The following is a 21814-nucleotide window of genomic DNA, read 5'->3' as shown; positions in this document are numbered from 1 at the left end:
GCTAGCGGCGGCGTGACCAGCGGCGGTGCCAGGTGGTGCCGTATCCGGCCAGGTGCAGGGCGAGCAGCAGCAGCCCGAGCGTGGTGAGCTCGGCCGAGCCGATGGAGCCGGTGGCCACGTCGGCCAGGTCGAACAGCAGGGCGAGGCCGAAGAGGACCGCCGCGACGATCGCGAGCATGTGAACCTCCGGGTCGGGGGGTGTTCCCGGAGATGTCCGCGGCGCGCCGCTTCAAACAGCGCCGCCTCGCCCAGCACCGCGTCCAGCGTCAGCACGCCGGACGGCGCGCGGGCGGGGGTGTGGTCAGGCGGCCGGTTCCAGGCGCAGGGTGCGGCCGAGCTCCTCGGTGACGGCGACGTTGTGCCGGTAGGCGATCCTGACCTCGTCGATGACGCGGTCCTGTTCGGCGGCGTCCCAGGGCGCGGCGTCCAGCAGGGCGCGGTAGTGGTCCTTGTAGCGCTTGGGCTTGCCCGGGTACCGGTAGAAGCGGACGCCGTCGTCGCCGGCGGGCGCGCCGAGGGTGCGGCCGACCAGCCGGGCCATGTACTGGCCGCCGGACAGGTCGCCCATGCAGCGGGTGTACTGGTGGGCGACGAAGCCGCCGGGCCAGGCGAAGCAGACCTCGCGCAGCCGGTCGCAGTAGCGGGCGGCGGCGGGGCCGGGGGTGACGCGGTCGGCCCAGCGGGGGCCGTAGAAGTAGGCCAGGTCGGCCCGCAGGGCGTCGCGGCGGCGCAGGTCGTCGATGACGAACGGGCCCGCGACGGGGTCGGCGGCCAGCCGGTCGGCGGCCTGCTCCAGCAGGTCGTAGACGGGGTAGAGCTGGGCGATCAGCAGGGCGTACCCGTCGCGGTCGACCCGCCCGTCGAGCAGGGCCCGCATGTAGGCGGTGTCCTGGCTGTCGCCGTGGCCGTCCCAGGTGGCCGCGCGCAGCCGCGCGGAGAAGCCGGTCGCCGTGGTCGTGCCGTCCGTACCGCCCATGGGGCCTCCTCCATCCCACCGGAGCAACTTAGGTTAGCCTTACCTAAGTAATCGACGGAAGGGTTTTTCCGACGTGACGTCGGCTACTTTACCTACGCGGCGTCGATTTTCCTACGGTCCGTAGGGATGTTTGCAGGCTCGCGCGGCGGCCACCCGTAGGGGGCCGCCGGGGAGGGCGCGCGGGTCGCGGCGGGCTCGCCGCCCCGCCAGGCGGGGCGGGGCGGCGGTTCGCGTCAGGCGACGGAGGAGTAGGTGACGACGCCGCGGCGCATGGCGTCCATGGCGCGGCGGGCGGTCTTGCGGATGTGGCTGTTCTCGGGGGCCGCGTCGGCGATCTGCCCGAGCAGGTCGAGCAGCTGCTTGACGGCGCGGACGAAGTCGCCGGCGGTCAGGTCGGTCTCCAGCAGCACCTCGTCCAGGTCGTGGCCCTGGGCCCACCGGTAGGCGGTCCAGGCGAACCCCAGGTCGGGTTCGCGCAGGAACGACACGCGGTTGTCCTTCTCGACGGCGTCCAGCTCGCCCCACAGCCGCACCATGGCGGCCAGGGCGTCCTGGGTCTCCCCGGTGGGGGTGCGGGGCGGGGTGGCGTCGTCGGGCTGCCGCGACTCGTACACCAGCGCCGACACGCACGCGGCGAGCTCGGCGTGCCCGAGACGTTCCCACACGCCGGCGCGCAGGCATTCGGCCGTCAGCAGGTCCAGCTCGTTGTAGATGCGGCCGAGGCGGCGGCCCTCGTCGGTGACGGTGTCGCCGTCGAGGTAGCCGAGCTGCTGCAGGACCGCGCAGACGCGGTCGAAGGTGCGGGCGATGACCTGGGAGCGGCCCTCGACGCGGCGGCGCAGCTGCTCGGTCTCGCGTTCCAGGCGGTAGTAGCGTTCGGCCCAGCGGGCGTGCTCCTCGCGTTTGTCGCAGCCGTGGACGGGGTGGCGGCGCAGCTCGGCGCGCAGCTCGGCGATCTCGCGGTCGTCGGCGGCCGGCACGTCCCGGCCGCGGCCGCGGCGCCGCTCGTGGGCGTCGTCGGCGACCTTGTTGCGCAGCGTGGCGGCCAGGTCGCGGCGGTCCTGCGGGTTGCGCGGGCTGAACCCCTTGGGGATGCGGAGCCGCTCGACGGGTTCGACGGCGCGGGGGAAGTCCTGCACCGACAGCCGCTGCACGGACCGGTTGACGGTCAGCACCAGCGGCGCGGGCCCGTCGGAGCGGCGGCCGAGACCGGGGTCGAGCACCACGGCCAGGCCGGAGCGGCGCCCGGACGGCACGTGGATGACGTCGCCGGGCCGCAGCCGTTCCAGGCTGCGGGCGGCCTCGGCGCGGCGCGCGGAGGAGCGTTCGCGGGCCAGTTCGGCCTCGCGGTCGGACAGGCGGCGGCGCAGCGCCGCGTACTCCATGAAGTCGCCCAGGTGGCACTCGGCGGCCTGCGCGTACCCGGCGAGGGCCTCCTCGTTGCGGTGCACCTGCCGGGCCAGGCCGACGACGGCGCGGTCGGCCTGGAACTGGGCGAACGACTCCTCCAGCAGGGTGCGGGCGCGTTCGACGCCGACGGCGCCGACCAGGTTGACCGCCATGTTGTAGGACGGGCGGAAGCTGGAGTTCAGCGGGTAGGTGCGGGTGCCGGCCAGCCCGGCGACCGACCCGGGGTCGACGTTGGGGCCCCACACCACCACCGCGTGGCCCTCGACGTCGATGCCACGGCGTCCGGCGCGTCCGGTGAGCTGGGTGTACTCGCCGGGGGTGAGGTCGACGTGGGCCTCGCCGTTCCACTTGTCGAGCCGTTCGATCACCACGGTGCGGGCGGGCATGTTGATGCCCAGGGCGAGGGTCTCGGTGGCGAACACCACCTTGATCAGCCCGCGTACGAACAGCTCCTCGACGATCTCCTTGAACGTCGGCAGCATCCCGGCGTGGTGGGCGGCGATGCCGCGCTCCAGCGCCGACAGGAAGTCGTCGTAGCCGAGCACGGCCAGGTCGTCGGGGGCGATGTCGGCGGTGCGCAGCTCGACGTGCGCGCGGATCTCCTCGCTCTCCTCCTTGGACGTCAGCCGCAGCCCGGCGTGCAGGCACTGCAGGACGGCGGTGTCGCAGCCGTTGCGGGAGAAGATGAAGTTGATCGCGGGCAGCAGCCCGGCGCGGTCGAGGCGCTCCACCACGTCGGGCCGGGCGGGCGGCCGGAACCGGGTGGGGCGGGGCGCGCGGCGGCGGCCGGTGCGGCGGTTCTGGTTGAGCTTGGCGCGGCGCACCTCCTCCACCGCCATGCGCTGCAGCTGCGGGTTGACCCGGGCCTGCCGGTTGGCGCCCTTGCCGACCTCGACGAACAGGTCGTACAGGCGGGTGCCGACCAGCATGTGCTGGAACAGGGGGACGGGCCGGTGCTCGTCGACGATCACGGCGGTGTCGCCGCGGACGGCCTGCAGCCACTCGCCGAACTCCTCGGCGTTGCTGACGGTGGCCGACAGCGCCACGATCCGCACCGAGTCCGGCACGTGGATGATCACTTCTTCCCAGACCGCGCCGCGGAACCGGTCGGCCAGGTAGTGCACCTCGTCCATCACCACGAACGCCAGCCCGGACAGGGTGGGCGAGCCGGCGTAGAGCATGTTGCGCAGCACCTCGGTGGTCATCACCACCACGGGCGCCTCGCCGTTGACGCTGTTGTCGCCGGTGAGCAGCCCGACCTTCTCGGGCCCGTAGCGGCTCACCAGGTCGGCGTACTTCTGGTTGGACAGCGCCTTGATGGGCGTGGTGTAGAAGCACTTGCGGCCACCGGTCAGGGCCAGGTGGACGGCGAACTCCCCCACCACCGTCTTGCCGGAGCCGGTGGGCGCGGCGACCAGGACGCCGCTGCCGGACTCCAGGGCGCGGCACGCCTCGAGCTGGAACGGGTCCAGGTCGAAGTCGTACAGGGTCTGGAAGTCCAGCAGCGCGGGGCCGTTGTCCGCGGTGCGCCTGCGGAACTGCGAGTACCGCGCCGCGGGGGATTCGGTGGCCGACTGCGTGTCGGGGGTGGTCATGAGTCGAGCCTACGTTTTCACCCGGCCCGATTCCCAATTCCGGGCGCCGGGGCGCGGGGCCGGTGCGGGCCGGGGGTCGTCAGCGGGCGGGCCGCCGGTGGATCGGCGGCCGGGTCGCGGATGGGTCGGCGGGCAGGCCGCGGATGAAGCGGCGGGCGGCGGGCGGGTCGCGGGCGGGTCAGCGGGCGGGGTCGGCGGGTCGTCCGTCCCGTTCCAGCTCGGCGTCGATCTCGTCCAGGTCCAGCGGGGACGCCTCGTCGTCGGACAGGCCGGCGTAGGGGTCGGGGCGGCGGGCGCGACGCCGGTCGTTGAAGAACGCCAGCACCGCCGAGATCTCGAACAGCACCAGGGTGGGCAGCGCCAGCGCCAGCATGGTGAACGGGTCGCCGCTGGGGGTGGCCACGGCGGCGAACACGAAGATCCCGAAGACCGCGATCCGCTGCGACTTCTTGATCATCTCGAAGCTCAGCACGCCGGCCATGTTCAGGACCACCACGAACAGCGGCAGCTCGAAGGTCATGCCGAACACCAGCAGCATGGCCATCACGTAGCCGAGGTAGTGGTCGACGGTGATCAGCGCGGTGACGTCGTCGATGGAGAAGCCGCCCAGGAACAGCTGCAGGCCCTTGTCGACGGTCATGTACGCCAGCACGGTGCCGACGAGGAACAGCGGGATCGCCGCGCCGAGGAACACGTACGTCCAGCGCTTCTCCCGCCGGTACAGGCCGGGCGCCACGAACGCCCACAGCTGGTACAGCCACACCGGCGACGACAGGACGATGCCGACGATGAAGGAGATCTTCAGGCGCAGGAAGAACTGCTGGAAGATGGTGTTGACCACCAGGGTGCACTTGCCCGACTCCAGCTGCTGGGAGGCGGGCAGCGCGCAGTAGGGCTCCTTGAGGAAGTCCCAGATGGGCTGGAAGAAGATCCAGCCGACGATCGTCCCGACCACCAGGGCCAGCAGCGCCTTGATCAGCCGGTTGCGCAGTTCGCGCAGGTGGTCCATCAGCGGCATGCGGCCTTCGGGGTCGACGGCCTTGCCGCTGCTCGGGCTCAGAAACTTCATCGTCGGCTTCGGGGTCGGGTGCCGCCGCTCACGCGGGCACGATGCGGGTCGGATGGGTGCGCGCGGGGCACGCCGGGCGCCGGACGCCCGCGGGGCGCCGGCCCTGCGGGGACGCCGATGCGGGGCGCCGCGGGTGCGGGAGGGACGGGCGCCGCTGGCCCGGCCGCCGGACGCTCGCCCGGCCGCGCCGCGCGGCGGCACCGCGGCGCGGCGCCGGGCGGCGGCACGCGCGGTACGCGGGTGCGGGGTACGCGGGGCACGTCACGGTACGACACCGGGGCGACGCCGGGCGCGGTCAGGAGTTGCGGAACTGGTTGGGGTCGGAGACCGGAACGCCCTGGATCGGCTCGCCGGAGGGCAGCGAACGCCGGGGGGCGGCGGCACCGTCGGCGGCGGCCTCGCGCTCCAGGCGGGCGGCCTCCTCGCGCAGCCGGGCGGCCTCCTGGCGCGGGTCGTTCTGCGGCGTCTGCGACGCGGCGGCGGGCTGGGCGGCGCCGTCGTCGTCGTCGCGCAGCCCCTTGGTCTCGGCCTTCAGGATGCGCGCCGACTTGCCCAGCGAACGGGCCAGCTGGGGCAGCTTGGCCGAGCCGAACAGCAGCAGGACGACCACGAGAACGATCAGGATCTCGCTGGTGCCGAAATTACCCATGACATTCCTCTTCAGCAGGTCTACTCACGACGATCGTACGCCGTCCTCGCGGCGCCGCGCCTCCCCCTGGGGAGCCGTCTCCTGCAGGATCCGCAGTTCCTCGTTCAGCGCCGAGTGCCGCGGGGCCAGCCGCCGCCGGGTGCGGTCCAGTTCCCGGCCCAGGCGGCGGACCCCCAGGTAGACCTTGAACGCGCACACCGCGAGCACGGCCAGGCCCGCGAAGCCCAGCGCCACCGACGCACCGACCCATCCCACGTCCGCCACCGTAACCGACGTCCTCCACCACTGTCGTCATCCGGACCGGTCCGCGCGGCACCGTCACGTGATGTTCACACAGACGTCGTATCACCACGAAACAGTGCAAACAACACCTGGAGCGGGCGCCGCGCCATCCACGTTCCCCCCGGCACCGCCGCGGTGCCGCCCGAGAACGCCCCCGAGAACGCCCCCGAGAACGCCGCCGAGAGCACCGCAGAAGGCACCGCCGAAAGCGCCGTCACCGGGTCCCGCTCATGCGTGCCCGTACAGCGCCAGCGCTCGGGAGGCGTCGTCGCGGACCTCGGCGGCCAGCTCCACGGGCGCCACCACGCGGCCCTGGTCGCCCAGGCGCAGCGCCAGGCCCCGCACCCAGCGGGTGTCGGAGGTGCGCAGCACCACCTCCAGCCGCCCCTCCCCCAGCTCCCGGACGCTCTCGCACGGGTAGTAGTCGGCGACCCAGCGGCCCTGCGCGGTCAGCTCCAGGGTGACCACGACGTCGTCGGGCGAGGGCCGGTACAGGCCGCCGGCGTCCACGTCGCGCGGCTCGGCGTCCTCGGGGACCTGCGCGGGCACCTCGTCCAGCACCCGCAGCGACGTGATGCGGTCCAGGCGGAACAGCCGCACCGCCTCGGCGCGGCGGCACCACCCCTCCAGGTAGGTGCTGCCCTCCACCACCAGCAGCCGCATCGGGTCCACGTCGCGTTCGGTGTTCTCGTCGCGCGCGGGCACGTAGTACGCCAGGTGCACGCGCCGGCCCCGGGCGATCGCGTCGCGCAGGCGGCCCAGGTGGCCGCGCGCGTCCGGCGCGCCGCCGCCCGCGGCGACCTCCACCGCCACCTTGCTGGCCGGCGCCGCCGCCGCGCCCGCCGCGGTCTCCAGCTTGGCGATCACGCGGCTGAGCGCGTCGCGGTCGGGCAGGTCGGGGATGCCCGCCAGCATCCGCAACGCCACCAGCAGCGCGCTGGCCTCGTCGACCTTCAGCCGCAGCGGCCGGGCGATCGACTCGGCCTCGGTGACGATGATCTCCCCGCCCTCGTAGGACAGGTCGATCGGGCAGTAGGGGTCGGGCGCGCGCAGCTCCACGCACCACAGCAGGTTCAGGTCGTCGATCAGCTGCTTCTCGGTGACGCCGAACGCCCGCGCGGCCTGGTCCAGCGCCACCGAGTCCCGGCTGATCACGTAGGGGACCAGCGCCAGCAGCCGCGCCAGCCGGTCGGTGGAGGTGGTGGCGCGGCCCCCCGTCCGGGCCGCGGGCGCCCCCGTGCTCTGCCCCGTCATCGATCACTCCCCGTCATCGGTCGCTCCCCGTCCGCTCCCCGGTCCGCTCCCCGGTCCGCTCCCCGTCCGGTCTCCGGCCGTCATCGGTCGCTGGCCGCCAGCGCCGCCTTCAGCTGCCAGATGACCGCCTCACGCAGGTCCGGCGGGTCCAGCACGACCACGTCGTCGGCGAACCGCGCCAGGTACGGCGCGAAGCGGTCGACGTCACGGAAGGTGAGGACGGCCTCGTCCCACGTCCCGTCGCCCACCGGCCGCACGTCCCGCGCCCAGCGCCGCGGCCCCTGCGCGGCGCCCGCCCGCAGCCGCACCGTGGCCGGGCGCGGCTCGCTCACCGGGTCGCCCCACGTGAACGCGATCCGCCGCACGTCCACCCCCGGCGGGACGGTGACGCTGCCGGGCGGGCCGTCGGGGACGACCTCCCCGACGATGCGGCTGAGCCGGAACACCCGCGTCTCGTCCCGGTCGCGGTCGTGCCCCACCACGTACCAGCGGCCCCGGCGGCTCACCACGCCCCACGGCTCCAGATGCCGCCGCGCCGCCCGGGTGCGCCCGACCCCCTGGTAGTCGAACGCCACGGGGCGGCCGTCGCGCACCGCCTCCCACAGCGCCGGGAACGACGGCTCGCCGGTGTCCAGCCGCGGCTCGATGCCCGGCGCGCTCGCGGTGTCGGTCTCCACCCCGGCCGCGCGCAGCTTCAGCAGCGCCCCCGACGCCGCGTCGGCCATGCTGGCGCGCTGCCACACCCGCGCCGCCAGCCCCAGCACCGCCGCCTCGTCGGGCGTCAGATGAATGTCGGGCAGCTCGTAGGCCTGCCGGGGGATCCGGTACCCGATGTCCTCCCCGCCCGCGCCGTGCTGGTCGCTGCCCACCTCCAGCGGCACCCCCAGCTCGCGCAGCTCCTCCTTGTCGCGTTCGAACATCCGCTTGAACGCCTCGTCGGAGTCGGGGTAGCCGGGCACCGCCCGGCGGATCTGCTCGGCGGTCAGATAGCGCCGCGTGGCCAGCAGGCAGACCACCAGATTGAGCAGGCGCTCGGTCTTGCGCCGCGACACTTGGCCACCACCTCGAAGTCGTGCTGCGGTCCGCTCGGCGAGCCCGCGCGTTCCCGGACGATTCCTCCGATCAGGACGCTACCGTTTCCTGCTGTGATCCGATGGCGCAAAGGCACGGTTGAAAGCGTCCGCCGGGAATGGCCGGGGGCGGTCGAGCTCGACGTGACGATCGACGGCGACGGCACCCGCCGGGCCCTGGCCTACACCGCGCTGGTGGGCAGACCACAGCCGGGCGACACCGTCCTGCTCAACACTACGGCCTTGGCGCTCGGCCTGGGCACCGGCGGCTACGCCATGGTCGTGGCCGTCCCCGACCGGCTGCCGCCGGACCCGACGGGCCCCGGCCACCTGGTCAAGGCCCGCTACACCCCGCTGCAGGCGACCGTGCTGGGCGCCGACGAGCAGGACTCCCCCCACCACGAGACGCTGCGCGAGGCCGACTCCCTGGACGGCATGCCGGTGATCGTGGCCGACCTGCACTCGGCGCTGCCGCCGGTCCTGGCGGGCCTGCTGGCCGACCGGCCCGGCACCCGCGTGGTGTACGTGATGACCGACGGCGGCGCCCTGCCCGCCTGGTTCTCCATGTCGATCGCCCGGCTGCGGCAGGCCGGCGCGCTCGCCGCCACGGTCACCGTCGGGCAGGCGTTCGGCGGCGACCTGGAGACGGTCACCGTCCACACCGGGCTGCTGGCCGCCCGCCTCGTCCTGGACGCCGACGTGGCGGTCGTAGCGCAGGGACCCGGCAACCTGGGCAGCGGCACCCGCTGGGGATTCTCCGGCGTCGCGGCGGGCGAGGCCGTCAACGCCGCCGCCGCCCTGTCGGGACGTGCCGTGGCGTCCCTGCGCGTCAGCGAGGGCGACGCACGCGAACGGCACCAGGGCGTGTCCCACCACAGCCTCACCGCCTACGGACGCGTCGCCCTGGCCCCCGCCGACGTCGTCGTGCCCGAACTGGGCGGGGACCTGGGGCAGCGCGTCGCGGCGCAGGCGGCGCCGCTGGGCGAACGCCACACCCTGGTGCCGGTACCGGTGGACGGCCTGCGCGACGCCCTGCGCGACGCCGAGACGGACTGGGGCGTGCGGCTGTCCACGATGGGCCGCCGCCTCGACCAGGACCTGGCCTACTTCCTGTCCGCCGCCGCCGCGGGCCGCCACGCGGCCGCGCTGCTCACCTGACCGGCCATCAGGCCCGGGCGGGCTGCGCCCTCTCAGGGACCCCCTCGGGGGTGTAGAAGTCGCGGAACGTGAACGCGCGCGGGGACGGGCCCCGCCCGCGCAGCAGTTCCAGACGCTCCACCGCCTCCTCCACCGTGGGGATGTAACCGGCGGGGACCCACCACAGCACCTGGTAGGCGCCGACGTGCCGCCGGAACCACTCACGGCGGCGGCGCAGCACCTCCAGGTGGGCGCTGCGGTAGACGAAGTCCCACAGCGCCTCCCGCGACTCCCACACCGAGAAGTTGATGATCACGTCGTCGCCGACGGGACGCACACCGGTGGCGTCGTTGGCGCCCTCCTCCACCAGGCGCCACACGAAGCCGGGCGACCCGTCGGCCAGCGCGTTGATCGGATCGAGCCGGGACATGAACTCCGCCATGCCCGGGGCGTCCAGGGGTTCGTTCAGCGTGCCCACGTTGAACTGGGCGAGATGATGGCCGGTCATGCCGGACACTCTATGTCAATCTTCGTTGTTTTTAGAAGGCCCAGACTCCTCCACCACCGTGCAGCACCACCCCGGACGCGCGTCCATCCGCACCCGCAGCCCCTCCGCGCCCTCCAGCAGCCCCTCCAGCAGCGCCAGGTTCATCCCGCACACCAACGGCGGGAACTGCTCCGAGAGCGCGTGAAACGGGCAGTTGCGCATCCGCACCGTGCCGCCCTCCTCCTGCCGCGGCTCGTAACCACGACGCGCCAGCACGGCCCTCACCGCCTCCAGACCGCCCACGGGCTCCGCACCGCGCAGCGCCCGCCCACGACGCCGGGCCACCCGCCGCAGCTCCTCGTCCAGGCCCGCGGCCTCGGCGGTCTCCGCCAGCACCTCGGCCGCCGTCCGGTAGTCACGCGGCGGCAGCGACAACGCCCGATCCTCGGGCGACCGCCGGTACAGCTTGGCCGGACGCCCCGCCCCCGGCCCCGACCGCCCCGTCAACCGCCGGCTCTCGGTCTCCAGCAGCCCCGCCTCGGCCAGCCTGTCCAGATGAAAGGCCGCCAGCGTGCGCGCCATCCCCGCAGCCTCGGCCGCCTCGTTCCGGCTCACCGGATGATCCTGCGCGGCCACGTACTCGTACAGCCGCCGCCGCAACGGATCACGCAGTGCGCCGAACGCCTCGAAGTCCTCCACCAGCCCAGTCTAAGAACAGCCGGACTTGGCGTTAGAACACCGCGGGCCAGGAAACGCCGCGGACCGGGGAACGCCGCGGGTCAGAGAACGCCGTGGACCAGAGAACGCCTCGGGTCAGGGAACGGCGCGGGTCAGTGGACGCCCAGGAGGTCGACGACGAACACCAGCGTGTCGTTGGCCTTGATGCCGGCCTGCGCCAGCCCCTCCTTGCCGTAGCCCAGCGACGGCGGCACCACCAAAAGCAGGCGGCTGCCCACCTTCTGCCCCACCAACGCCTCGTCCCAGCCCTTCATCACCTGACCCGTACCGATCGTCACCGCGTACGGACGGCCGCTGCGCCACGACGAGTCGAACACCCTGCCGTCCCGCCAGAACACCCCCACGTACTGCAACGCCACCAGCCGCCCCTTGGCGACCGCCGGCCCCTCCCCCTGGATCAGGCTGCGCACCTGCAACCCCTTCGGCGCCGCCACACGCGGAACCGTGACCTGCGGCGCCTGCCCCTGCGCCCCGCCCGACACACGCGGCAACCGCGGATCGTCCAGCCCCTGCGCCCGGCCCCGCGCATGCGCCGTCCTGCCGTACACCCCCCGCACGTCCAGCACGTACACCAGCGAATCGTCCGCGCCCACCTGATGCTGGGTGTCGCCCTTGTCGCCGTACCCCTCCGCAGGCGGAATCTTGGCCACCACCCGGTCACCCACCCGCGCCCCCAGCAACGCCTTGTCCAGCCCCGGCACCAGCCGCCCCGTCGGAAACGCCCCCGGCAACCCCGCGATGTAACTGTTGGCCAGCAACTTGTTGCCGTCCTTGCTCCACCGGTACCCGACATAGTCGGCCACCACCAGATCGCCCTTACGCGCCCCCTGGCCGTCCCCCTTCACCAGCGTCTTCACCGCCAGCTCCGCGCTCGGCTCCCCCTTCGGGAACGACACCTCCGGACGCGCCCCGAACTTCCCCCGGACCGACACCCCGACGTCGTCCCCACCCGAACACCCGGCGGCCAGCACCAACGGCCCCGCCAGCACGACCCCCAGCAACGGCGCGAAGACACGACGGCGCATGCGGCTCCTCACCCAACGCACGGCGACCCGAACTGAGCGCACACCCTACCGCCAAGGTGACCGGCCAGTAGCCCCTACACGCGCGAAACCGGGGACGGCGCCCACACCGGCGCCGCCCCCGGCCACACGACGAACGTCACATACCGGCGATCAACTTGTCGACCCGCTCGTCCACCGACCGGAACGGATCCTTGCACAGCACCGTCCGCTGCGCCTGATCGTTCAGCTTCAGATGCACCCAGTCGACCGTGAAGTCCCGCCGCTTCTCCTGCGCCCGCCGGATGAACTCCCCGCGCAACCGCGCCCGCGTCGTCTGCGGCGGCACCGACTTGGCCTCGAAGATGTCCAGGTCGCGCGTCACCCGCTCCACCGACCCGCGCTTCTCCATCAGGTAGTACAGACCCCGGTCGCGATGCACGTCGTGGTACGCCAGATCCAGCTGCGCCACCCGCGGCGACGACAACGGCAGATCGTACTTGCGCCGGTACCGCTCGATCAGCCGGTACTTCGTCACCCAGTCGATCTCCCGCGACACCAGATCCAGATCCCCGGTCTCCACCGCCCGCAGCGTCCGCTCCCACAGGTCCAGCACCCGCTTGACCACCGGATCCCCGCCGCGCCGGTCGATGAAGTCCTTCGCCTTGCCGTAGTACTCCTTCTGGATCTCCAGCGAACTGGCCTCCCGGCCGTTGGCCAGCCGGACCTTCCGCCGGCCCGTCATGTCATGACTGACCTCGCGGATCGCCCGGATCGGGTTCTCCAGCGTCAGGTCCCGCATCACCACGCCGGCCTCGATCATCCGCAGCACCAGGTCGGTCGCGCCCACCTTCAGCAGCATCGTGGTCTCGCTCATGTTCGAGTCGCCCACGATCACGTGCAGCCGGCGGAACCGCTCGGCGTCGGCGTGCGGCTCGTCCCTCGTGTTGATGATCGGCCGGGACCGCGTGGTGGCCGACGACACCCCCTCCCAGATGTGCTCGGCCCGCTGCGACACGCAGTACACCGCCCCACGCGGCGTCTGCAGCACCTTGCCCGCACCACAGATGATCTGCCGCGTCACCAGATACGGGATCAGCACGTCCGCCAGCCGGCCGAACTCCCCGTGCCGCCCCACCAGATAGTTCTCGTGGCAGCCGTAGGAGTTGCCCGCCGAATCGGTGTTGTTCTTGAACAGGTAGATGTCGCCGGCGATGCCCTCCTCCCGCAGACGCCGCTCGGCGTCCACCAGAAGGCCCTCCAGGATCCGCTCACCGGCCTTGTCGTGCGTCACCAGGTCGATGACACTGTCACACTCGGGCGTCGCGTACTCGGGGTGGCTGCCCACGTCCAGGTAGAGCCGCGCGCCGTTGCGCAGGAACACGTTGCTGCTGCGGCCCCACGACACCACCCGCCGGAACAGGTAGCGGGCCACCTCGTCGGGTGACAACCGCCGCTGCCCGCGGAAGGTGCAGGTGACGCCGTACTCGTTCTCGAGCCCGAAGATGCGCCTGTCCACATCAGTGAGCCTATGCGGCGGGACCGTCACTTGGCAGTCTCCACAGCCCCTTGTTTCGCACCCGCCATCAGGCCAGGGACGGCCACCCCCGACAGGTTTGACCGCCGCACCGCCCATCACCTTTACGGCGTAGATCCGATTTGGGGGATTTTTCCCGACAGAAAAACCCGCCGTGACCAGCCGCCCCACCCCCAGAACGACCGGCCACGACGGGTCACACGACCAGGCACGCCCAGACGCTCGACACGCCACGCCCCAGGACGCGACGCGCCCGCTCAGGACGCGCCGCCCGCTCAGGACGCGCCGTTCTCCGAACCACCACCCGAGGCGCCCTCACCCGACGCACCCGCCGAACCGCCGTCCGCCTCACGCAACAACGACTCGATCCGCGCCGCCGGAAGCCGCCGGAACAACCGATGCTCACGATTGCGATCCAGCACCGCCACCTCCAACGACGTCGCCTCCAACCGGCGATCCGCGTCCTGCGCCTCCAACGACCGCACCCCCGCCAGCAGCGCCTCCGCCAGACCCATCCCCTCCCGGAACCGGTCCTTCAACGCCTGCGCCACCGCGTCGGCCTGACCGCCCATCGCCACATAACCGTGCTCGTCGGCCACCGAACCATCGAACGTCAACCGGTAGATCTGATCCGAGGCGGCGTCCTCCCCCACCTCGGCCACCACCAGCTCCACCTCGTACGGCTTGTTCGTCTCCGTGAAGATCGTCCCCAGCGACTGCGCGTACACGTTCGCCAACCCGCGCGCCGTCACATCACGCCGGTCGTACTGGTACCCGTTGATGTCGGCGTACCGCACCCCGCCCAGCCGCAGATTCTCGAACTCGTTGTACTTCCCGACCGCCGCGAACGCGATCCGGTCATAGATCTCACTGATCTTGTGCAGCGCCCGCGACGGATTGTCCGCCACGAACAGGATGCCGTCGTCATACTGCAGCACCACGACACTGCGGCCCCGCGCGATCCCCTTACGCGCATAGTCCGCCTTGTCCTTCATCTGCTGTTCGGGCGACACATAGAACGGCATGGACACCGGTCTGGATCCCTTCTATCGCAGCGGAGCGGTCGGACCACCGGGCGACTCGAAACGAGCCTCCACCACGGCCTGCGCCAACGCGCCCACCTCGTCCTCACCCAGCCTGCGGTAACCGTCGGCCGTCACCGTCGCCACCACCGGAAAGATACGGCGCGTCAGATCCGGACCACCGGTCGCCGAATCATCATCGGCCGCGTCGTACAACGCCTGCACACACACCGTCGCCGCGTCCTCGGCCGACAGATCCGCACGGTACAGCTTCTTCAACGCCCCCCGCGCGAACACCGAACCCGAACCGATCGAATGGAACTCCCGCTCCTCGTACCGGCCCCCCGCCGGATCGTAGGAGAAGATCCGCCCCTCGTCCCGCTCCTCGTCGTACCCCGCGAACAACGGCACCACCGCGAGACCCTGCATCGCCAGACCCAGATTCCCCCGGATCATGGTCGCCAGCCGGTTCGCCTTGCCCTCCATCGACAGCGGACGGCTCTCCCGCTTCTCATAGTGCTCCAGCTCCACCTGGAACAGCCGCACGACCTCCATCCCGATCCCCGCGGTCCCCGCCACCGCGATCGCCGAGAACTCGTCGGCCCGGAACACCTTCTCCACATCACGCTGAGCGATCATGTGCCCCGCCGTCGCGCGCCGATCACCCGCCATCACCACACCGCCGGGGAACGTCACCGCCACGATCGTCGTACCGTGCGGAATCTCCTCCCCCGCCGACGACGCCGGCAGCACACGCCGCCCAGGCAGCAACTCCGGCGAGTACGCGGCCAGAAACTCCGTGAACGAAGACGTGTCAGGGCTACCGAACAACCCCGGCAGACGTCGGGTGTGCGAATCGTGGGACCCCACGCGACTCCTTCCCTCCACCATGGCACCGGCCGCCCACACGAGCACACCGGCGCGGACGTCTAGACCCTACTGTTCAAACCACGCTCACCGCATGCGACGTGATCCTCACCCAGATCCGCCCACGGCGAAACCCACACCCCCGACACACCCGCAAACCCCTCCACACCAAGCCCCACACACCCCCCGGCCACTACGATGACCACGTGGTGTGGCGTCCTCCCGGCCCCCAAGGCCCCCCGCCCGGACAACCGGGCTGGCCGAGCCCCCTCGGCCAACCAACCTGGCCCAGCGCCCCAGGCCAACACGCCTGGCCCTCCCGGCGCCCCCACAACATCCCCGCCTACGCCGCCACACCCCCGGCAACACCACCAGAACCACCACTCCCCGACGACGCCGACCCCTTCACCCGCGCCGAACACGAAACCCGCCTCATCGTCGGCAGCCCCTGGTGGCCCACCGCCACCCCACTCCAACGCCAACAAGCCCTCATACCCCAACTCCTCTCCCTCCCCGACCACGGCTGGTGGCTCCACGGCGCCTGGGCCCGCTGGTACCGCTGGCACCCCGCAGACAGCCGCTGGTTCCTCACCCCACCCCCCACCGGCCACGACCGCACCACCGCACTCCCCCTCCAACCCGGCTACGCCCCACCCCTCATCCCCGCCGAAATCCTCCCCACCGGACCCGACTACGCCCACGACTACGGACCACCCCGCGCCATCGCCGGCACCCCCCTCCCCGGCGCCATCCTCTACCGCCTGCGCTCCGTCATGTCCGAAGCCGCCCAGGCACCACCCCCCGACTACCCGCTCGGCTGGAACTTCTTCCTCCACGGCACACCCAGCACCATCGCCGTCACCTGGAGCACCACCCTCTGGTGCGCCTCAGTCCCCGCCTTCGACCCCCACGTCCACAACGACCTGCTCGACCTGTGGAACCCCCACCTCGCCCAGCCCTACGGCGACCAAGGCCGCCTCCGCTGGCTCGCCCCACCACCCCTGCACACCATCATCGGCCTCTACGCCGAACGCCTCCGCGCCGGCCGCCCCGACGCCGCCGCCCAGCTCATCCGCTGCATGGTCATGACCGCCCAGGCCCTCCGCGACGACCCCCGCTTCCGCCTGCGCGCCACCGCCCTGCTCGCCATGATCGAACCCCTCCAGGCCAACCCCGCCCTCGACCACCGCGCACTCCCCTACGGCGACCAGGCCGTCGAACGCCACTGGCGCACCCGCTGCCCCGCCCCGCTCGCCGCCACCCTCTTCGCCGACTCAGCCCCCGGCGAACGCTTCCAACTCGCCTTCTACGACCTCGCCACCGCCCTCCACCCCCTGTGCGGCGACCCCACCGACACCACCTTCGTCGAACCCCGCCACGCCGCCACCGCCCTGCTCGCCGCCGACATGGCCGCCTACCGCCCCGACCTCGCCACCCCCGTCTCCCGCTGGCTCGACCCCGAACTCCGCGCACTCCTCACCGACATCGTCCGGCAGGACACCCACCCCCTCCGCGACCTGTGGCCCACCGACGACACCCCGTCACCACGGCTCACCCCGCCCGACCCCGACACCGCCCTCGGCGTCCTCAGCGCCTCCGCCGCCGTCGGATTCGCCTGGTCACGCCTCGCCGGAGGCATCCCCATCCCACCCCGCGGCTTCACCGTCCCCAACGCCTACATCGCCCACATGGACACCCTCGCCGCCACCCCCACCGTCACCGACATGCCCATCGACGGCATCAGCGAGGGCATGAGCGACCGTACGAGCGACGACGCGTCCGACGGAGCGAACGACGGGGCGAGCGACGACACGGCCGACACCAACGCGGACGAGAAGAACGTCTGCGCGAACACCGACCCGGACCAGGTCATCGACCAGCACCCCACACCCGAGCCCTAAGAGCCGGATCCCCTTACCGGGCCTCAATCAAGGCCCAGCCCATCCGGCGGCTACGACCGGCACCTGCCGGATCTTCCCGCCGCAGGTCTTACCTGACGGTCGTGTGATCGCGGTCTCAGCCCGCCGACTTGGCTCCCCTAGCTTGGAGGCAGTTTCGCCCAACCCTCACAGGGGGTCTTGATCAGCCGGCCGGTGTTCCTCTGTCGGCGTTCCAGGACGAATGGAACATCTCGGCCCACGGCATGCTCTCGATCTCCTCCTCGACGGCGACCGCGTCCCTGCGGTACTCCCCGTCCCGCTCCCTGTACGGGCCCCAGCCATCCATCGGAACCGTCCGAGGGTCGACGTCAGGCTCGGTGAACGACAGCCGCATACCGCCGTCCTCACCGTCGGGCACTTCCTGGACGAGGCGGCGTTGAACGTAGTCCGCCGCCCGGCGAAGAGAGATCGGGTCGTCGCCCAACTGCCCCATACCGGTGTTGCAGCCGGTGCACAGCATGCCGCGCACGTCACCGGTGTCGTGATCGTGGTCGACGTGCTCCGCGGGCCTGTCGCAGCAGATCGCGCACAACCCCACCTGGAGGTGGAGCAGCAGCTCGGCGTCGTGGTGGTCGATGCCATACTTCCTGCGCAGGTGGTGGTGCCGCGTCGACCCCTCCTCCAACGGGCGCGGCTTCGCCCACCGCCTCAACTCGTTGAGCACGTGCCGGTTGGCACGGTTGATCACCTTGGTACCGAGCTCGATCATCATGCGCCGCGCGTGCGGGCCGCCCAACTCCAGGTACAGGGCGGCGTCGCGCATCCACTGCGGGTCGTCCTCGAACTGGCCGATCCCCCCGTTGCACTTGAAGCACAGCAGGTGGCGGACGAGCCCGGTCATGTGGTCATGATCGACGTGCCTGGCGGCGTTCTGGAGGCAGATGACACAGACGCCGCCCTGCTGCGCCCTCATCTGCTCCATCTCCTCCTCGGTGATGCCGTAGCGGAGCTTGAGGAGGTAGTTGCGCTCACTGCCGTGCTTGCGCCGCTTCCCCTCGACCATGACCGTGTTGTGGCAGCGCTTGCAGTAGGCGGTCAGCCCGGACTTCGTCGATCGGTTCCGGCCGAACTCTTCGACAGATTTGATCTGCTCGCACCGAGGGCAGTACTTCATGCCTTCGGGGACGGCCGAGTGCCTGCGATAAGGCCTCGCCTCCTTGCCCAACGCCGCCTGGCGCTTCCGGTAGGACGCGGCGTTCCGCAGGCCGAAGCACTCTTTGCAGTAGAGCGCCAATCCATCGGGAGATGCTTTGCGCCTATAGAACTGCGAGACAGGCTTCACCTGGCCGCAGTCTCGACATTTCTTGGTCAGCACGGCCCCCGACCCTACCGCCCACACCCGTGCCTTGTCAGCGTTTTACTGGCCGATCAAGAAATGAGGATCGACATATCGGACATGTCCGCTTTTATGTTGCTATTCCCCGCCCTTCTGGACATACGAGCGGATAAATTCCTCTGCATTCTCTTCGAGAACTTCGTCGATTTCGTCCAGAATTGCATCGACGTCGTCGTCGAGCTTTTCCTTGCGCTCCTGCAGTTCCTCGGCGCTCGCCTCCTGGGTCTCCTCGACCTCTTCGGTGCGGCGCGTGGTCTGCTTCTGACCGCCGGTGTCCTTCGTGGCCATCCCGTAACCTCCTCTGCCGGTTGCCCCCAGCCTATCCCCGATCATGGTCGGTGAGCGGATCATGACGAGCCGTTTCACCGTCCCGGCGGCCCGGGGGCCTGGTGGGGTTATCGCCCGTCCATCGCCCAGCGAAACGGTCATAACGGTCACAAATAAGCAGCGCCCCCACGTGGCGCATTACCACGTGGGGGCGCTCGTCGGCCCGGGTGAAAGGCTCGGTCAGCCCTCGCCGGTCAGGGTGGCGACCAGGTCGCCGGCGGTGCGGCAGCGGTCCAGCAGGGCGCCCACGTGCTGCCTGGTGCCGCGCAGGGGCTCCAGGGTGGGGACGCGCTGCAGGGACTCGCGGCCGGGGACGTCGAAGATGACCGAGTCCCAGGAGGCGGCGGCCACCGAGTCGGCGTACTGGCGCAGGCAGCGGCCGCGGAAGTAGGCGCGGGTGTCCTCGGGCGGGTGCTCGATGGCGTGCTGGACCTCGTCCTCGGAGACGACGCGTTCGATGCGGTCGCGGGCCACCAGGCGGTTGTAGAGGCCCTTGTCGGGACGGATGTCGGTGTACTGCAGGTCGACCAGCTGCAGCCGCGGGTGGGACCAGTCGAGGCCGTCGCGGCTGCGGTAGCCCTCCAGCAGTTCGAGCTTGGCGACCCAGTCGAGTTCGCGGGACAGCTGCATGGGGTCGTCGCCGAGGCGGTGCAGGACCGACTCCCAGCGGTCCAGGACGTCCTTGGTCATCTCGTCGACGTCGGCGCCGTAGCGGTCCTCGACGTACTTGCGGGACTGCTCGAGGTATTCCATCTGCAGCTGGACGGCGGTCATCTTGCGGCCGTCGCGCAGGGTGAGCAGGTGCTTGCAGGAGGGGTCGTGGGAGACGGCGCGCAGGGCGGCGACGGGCATGTCGACGGAGAGGTCGACGGTGAGGAAGCCGTCCTCGATCATGGCGAGGACGAGGGAGGTGGTGCCGAGCTTGAGGTAGGTGGAGACCTCGCTCATGTTGGCGTCGCCGATGATGACGTGCAGGCGCCGGTATTTCTCGGGGTCGGCGTGGGGTTCGTCGCGGGTGTTGATGATGGGGCGTTTGAGGGTGGTCTCCAGGCCGACCTCGACTTCGAAGAAGTCGGCGCGCTGGCTGATCTGGAAGCCGTCGCCGCGACCGTCGACGCCGATGCCGACGCGGCCGGCGCCGGTGACGACCTGGCGGGAGACGAAGAAGGGGGTGAGGTGGCGGACGATGTCGGCGAAGGGGGTTTCCCGTCGCATGAGGTAGTTCTCGTGGCAGCCGTAGGAGGCGCCTTTGTTGTCGGTGTTGTTCTTGTAGAGCTGGATGGGGTGGGTGCCGGGGATCATGGCGGCGCGTTGGGCGGCGTCGGCCATGACGCGTTCTCCGGCTTTGTCCCAGATGACGGCGTCGCGGGGGTTGGTGCATTCGGGGGCGGAGTATTCGGGGTGGGCGTGGTCGACGTAGAGCCGTGCGCCGTTGGTGAGGATGACGTTGGCGAGGCCGAGGTCCTCGTCGGTGAGCTGGCTGGGGTCGGCGACCTCGCGGGCGAGGTCGAATCCGCGGGCGTCGCGGAGGGGGTTCTCCTCTTCGAAGTCCCAGCGTGCTCTTCTGGCCCGTGCGGCCGATGCCGCGAGGTAGGCGTTGACGACCTGGGAGGAGGTCACCATCGCGTTGGCCCCTGGCTGGCCCGGTACGGAGATGCCGTACTCGGTCTCGATGCCCATCACCCGCCGAACACTCATATCGTCGAGCCTATCGGGGGCGAGGGAGTGGAGCCATGGGGCTCCTCCTCATTGCGCCGTGGTGTCGGGCCGGAGGGGGTGCCGCCGGTGGTTTCGTCGGTGGTGCCGGGGTGGCCGGGCGTTTCCGCCGTGGGGGCGGTGGAGGTCTGCGCGCGGGCGGTTTTGCGGAGGCCTCGGTCGACGCGGCGGAGGCGGTCGAAGGAGTCGCGCAGGCGCGGCTTGAGCCAGGCGGCGCCGGGGCGTTCGATGAAGCGGTGGATGAGGTAGGCGGCGGCGAGGACGGCGGCGATGAGGACGGCGGTGGCGACCTCGAGGGGGATGCCGGGGTAAATGGCGTGTCCGAGGACCGGTCCGATTTCGTAATGGATCAGGTAGGTGGGGTAGGTGAGGGCGCCGAGGGTGGCGAAGAAGCGCCAGCGGAGGCGGCGGAGGGCGCCGATGGCGACGAGGGCCATGACGGCGTAGGTGGCGGTGACGATGATGGGGGCGGCGGGCCAGGCGTCGGCGGGGGCGATGTGGTAGGGCTTGCCGGTGGCGATGGGGAGGGCGTGGCGGACGGAGACGGCCCAGGAGAAGGCGGCGATGCCCCAGAGGAGGATGTTGGAGCCGAAGCGGTGGATGAGGTAGAAGGCCATTCCGGCGATGAAGTACGGGGCGTAGCTGGGGATGAGGAGGTTCTTGAGGGTCTCGTTGCCGGTTTCGTCGGCGAAGATGGCCAGGACGCTCCAGGTGCCCATGAACGCGACGCAGTTGCGGTAGGTGGTTCCCGCGACGACCAGCAGGGCGATGAGGGCGTAGAAGTGCATCTCGACCCAGAGGGTCCAGTAGACGCCGCTGACGTCGGTGACGCCCATGCCGCGCTGGAACATGGTGAGGTTGGGGATGAGGTCTTCGGGGCGTCCCTTGCCCAGGCCTGTGGTGAGGTAGATGACGCCGACGAGGGCGACGCTGAACCAGTAGGCGGGGTAGAGGCGGGTGATGCGGGAGACGGTGAAGTCGGCGAGGCCGCGTCCCCAGACGCTCATGAGGATGACGAAACCGCTGATGAGGAAGAACAGGTCGACGCCGAGGTAGCCGAACTGTGTGACCTTGGATATGGGGGTGTACAGGTCGCGGGCGGTTTCGTCCTTCCAGGGGCCTCCGTTGCCGCCGGTGAAGTGGTAGAGGACCACGACCATGGCTGCGAGGAAGCGGAGCAGGTCGACCTCGTGGAGGCGGGTGTGACCTGCGGGACGGCTGCTGGTGTGGGTGTGGGCGGGAGACATCGGCGTTGAGCTTAAGGGACGGGCTTGATGTGTTTGTGCGGTTCTCCGTAATTCGTGGTGTGGGGTGTGGCAGTGGTGGTCATGGTGGGGAGTACGGCTGCGCGGGGGTGATCGGCCGGGTGGTGGGGCGGGGTGGCCGTGCCGGTCGTGGTGT

The 21814-nt window shown here is 71.1% G+C and carries 20 protein-coding genes; 2 read left to right on the top strand and 18 right to left on the bottom strand.

All coding sequences use genetic code 11. The annotated features are described in order from the left end of the window. Window position 1 precedes the first annotated feature (1 nt). The 8 genes from ABZ801_RS14975 to ABZ801_RS14940 form a co-directional block, all read right to left on the bottom strand. On the bottom strand, window positions 2-178 hold the full coding sequence (locus tag ABZ801_RS14975) for a hypothetical protein (RefSeq protein ID WP_344959112.1): 177 nt from the start codon (window positions 176-178) through the stop codon (window positions 2-4). Window positions 179-301: 123 nt separating this feature from the next. Further along, the gene (locus ABZ801_RS14970; protein ID WP_360697799.1) at window positions 302-976 is read right to left on the bottom strand and encodes a biliverdin-producing heme oxygenase; all 675 of its coding nucleotides are present in this window, start codon (window positions 974-976) and stop codon (window positions 302-304) included. Between the two features lie 233 nt (window positions 977-1209). Continuing rightward, window positions 1210-3981, bottom strand: a complete 2772-nt coding sequence (locus ABZ801_RS14965; protein ID WP_360697795.1) for a DEAD/DEAH box helicase — start codon at window positions 3979-3981, stop codon at window positions 1210-1212. A gap of 178 nt (window positions 3982-4159) precedes the next feature. Then, a complete protein-coding gene (gene tatC / locus ABZ801_RS14960; protein WP_360697792.1) occupies window positions 4160-5050 on the bottom strand; it encodes a twin-arginine translocase subunit TatC in 891 nt (296 codons plus the stop codon). A 295-nt stretch (window positions 5051-5345) separates the two neighbouring features. Next, window positions 5346-5699 (bottom strand): Sec-independent protein translocase subunit TatA, encoded by a 354-nt coding sequence (gene tatA, locus ABZ801_RS14955; protein ID WP_360697789.1) that lies wholly within the window; start codon window positions 5697-5699, stop codon window positions 5346-5348. A gap of 24 nt (window positions 5700-5723) precedes the next feature. Beyond that, window positions 5724-5954 carry a hypothetical protein gene (locus ABZ801_RS14950; RefSeq protein WP_360697786.1) on the bottom strand — a complete coding sequence of 77 codons (231 nt, stop codon included), beginning with the start codon at window positions 5952-5954 and terminating at the stop codon, window positions 5724-5726. Between the two features lie 255 nt (window positions 5955-6209). Then, window positions 6210-7235 (bottom strand): WYL domain-containing protein, encoded by a 1026-nt coding sequence (locus ABZ801_RS14945; protein ID WP_360697783.1) that lies wholly within the window; start codon window positions 7233-7235, stop codon window positions 6210-6212. A gap of 80 nt (window positions 7236-7315) precedes the next feature. Further along, the gene (locus tag ABZ801_RS14940; RefSeq protein WP_344958461.1) at window positions 7316-8287 is read right to left on the bottom strand and encodes a YafY family protein; all 972 of its coding nucleotides are present in this window, start codon (window positions 8285-8287) and stop codon (window positions 7316-7318) included. A gap of 93 nt (window positions 8288-8380) precedes the next feature. Between ABZ801_RS14940 and ABZ801_RS14935 the strand changes: the two genes are divergently transcribed. After that, a complete protein-coding gene (locus ABZ801_RS14935) occupies window positions 8381-9463 on the top strand; it encodes a DUF3866 family protein (RefSeq protein WP_360697780.1) in 1083 nt (360 codons plus the stop codon). 7 nt (window positions 9464-9470) lie between these two features. Here ABZ801_RS14935 and ABZ801_RS14930 read toward each other — a convergent pair whose 3' ends face one another. The 6 genes from ABZ801_RS14930 to prcB form a co-directional block, all read right to left on the bottom strand. Further along, entirely contained in the window at window positions 9471-9950 is a 480-nt protein-coding gene (locus ABZ801_RS14930; RefSeq protein WP_360697777.1) for a DUF3291 domain-containing protein, read from the bottom strand. Window positions 9951-9965: 15 nt separating this feature from the next. Continuing rightward, window positions 9966-10628 (bottom strand): helix-turn-helix domain-containing protein, encoded by a 663-nt coding sequence (locus ABZ801_RS14925; protein ID WP_360697774.1) that lies wholly within the window; start codon window positions 10626-10628, stop codon window positions 9966-9968. A 131-nt stretch (window positions 10629-10759) separates the two neighbouring features. Then, window positions 10760-11692, bottom strand: coding sequence for an FKBP-type peptidyl-prolyl cis-trans isomerase (locus ABZ801_RS14920; RefSeq protein WP_360697771.1), 933 nt, complete (start codon window positions 11690-11692; stop codon window positions 10760-10762). Window positions 11693-11828: 136 nt separating this feature from the next. Next, a complete protein-coding gene (gene pafA, locus ABZ801_RS14915; protein ID WP_360697768.1) occupies window positions 11829-13187 on the bottom strand; it encodes a Pup--protein ligase in 1359 nt (452 codons plus the stop codon). 293 nt (window positions 13188-13480) lie between these two features. Continuing rightward, window positions 13481-14230 carry a proteasome subunit alpha gene (prcA, locus tag ABZ801_RS14910; protein ID WP_344958470.1) on the bottom strand — a complete coding sequence of 250 codons (750 nt, stop codon included), beginning with the start codon at window positions 14228-14230 and terminating at the stop codon, window positions 13481-13483. Between the two features lie 21 nt (window positions 14231-14251). After that, window positions 14252-15118, bottom strand: coding sequence for a proteasome subunit beta (gene prcB / locus ABZ801_RS14905; protein ID WP_344958454.1), 867 nt, complete (start codon window positions 15116-15118; stop codon window positions 14252-14254). A 182-nt stretch (window positions 15119-15300) separates the two neighbouring features. On the opposite strand from prcB, the gene ABZ801_RS14900 reads away from it, so the two are divergent. Then, the gene (locus tag ABZ801_RS14900; protein ID WP_360697765.1) at window positions 15301-16995 is read left to right on the top strand and encodes a hypothetical protein; all 1695 of its coding nucleotides are present in this window, start codon (window positions 15301-15303) and stop codon (window positions 16993-16995) included. Window positions 16996-17176: 181 nt separating this feature from the next. Here the strand turns inward: ABZ801_RS14900 and ABZ801_RS14895 are convergent, their stop codons facing one another. The 4 genes from ABZ801_RS14895 to ABZ801_RS14880 all read right to left on the bottom strand — a co-directional run bounded on the left by ABZ801_RS14895 (window position 17177) and on the right by ABZ801_RS14880 (window position 21660). Next, a complete protein-coding gene (locus tag ABZ801_RS14895; protein WP_360697762.1) occupies window positions 17177-18349 on the bottom strand; it encodes an endonuclease VII domain-containing protein in 1173 nt (390 codons plus the stop codon). Window positions 18350-18448: 99 nt separating this feature from the next. Continuing rightward, the gene (locus ABZ801_RS14890; RefSeq protein ID WP_344958449.1) at window positions 18449-18658 is read right to left on the bottom strand and encodes a ubiquitin-like protein Pup; all 210 of its coding nucleotides are present in this window, start codon (window positions 18656-18658) and stop codon (window positions 18449-18451) included. Between the two features lie 219 nt (window positions 18659-18877). Next, window positions 18878-20395: a depupylase/deamidase Dop gene (gene dop / locus ABZ801_RS14885; protein WP_344958447.1), complete on the bottom strand. Its 1518-nt coding sequence runs from the start codon at window positions 20393-20395 to the stop codon at window positions 18878-18880. Beyond that, window positions 20392-21660, bottom strand: coding sequence for an acyltransferase (locus ABZ801_RS14880; RefSeq protein ID WP_360697758.1), 1269 nt, complete (start codon window positions 21658-21660; stop codon window positions 20392-20394). Before ABZ801_RS14880 ends, dop begins: the two co-directional genes overlap by 4 nt. Window positions 21661-21814: the final 154 nt, after the last annotated feature.

It is taken from the genome of Actinomadura sp. NPDC047616 (assembly GCF_040642915.1).
GTDB lineage: Bacteria > Actinomycetota > Actinomycetes > Streptosporangiales > Streptosporangiaceae > Spirillospora > Spirillospora miaoliensis.
The sequence above is the reverse complement of the archived record's forward strand: the minus strand, read 5'-3'. Positions and strand labels throughout refer to the sequence as shown.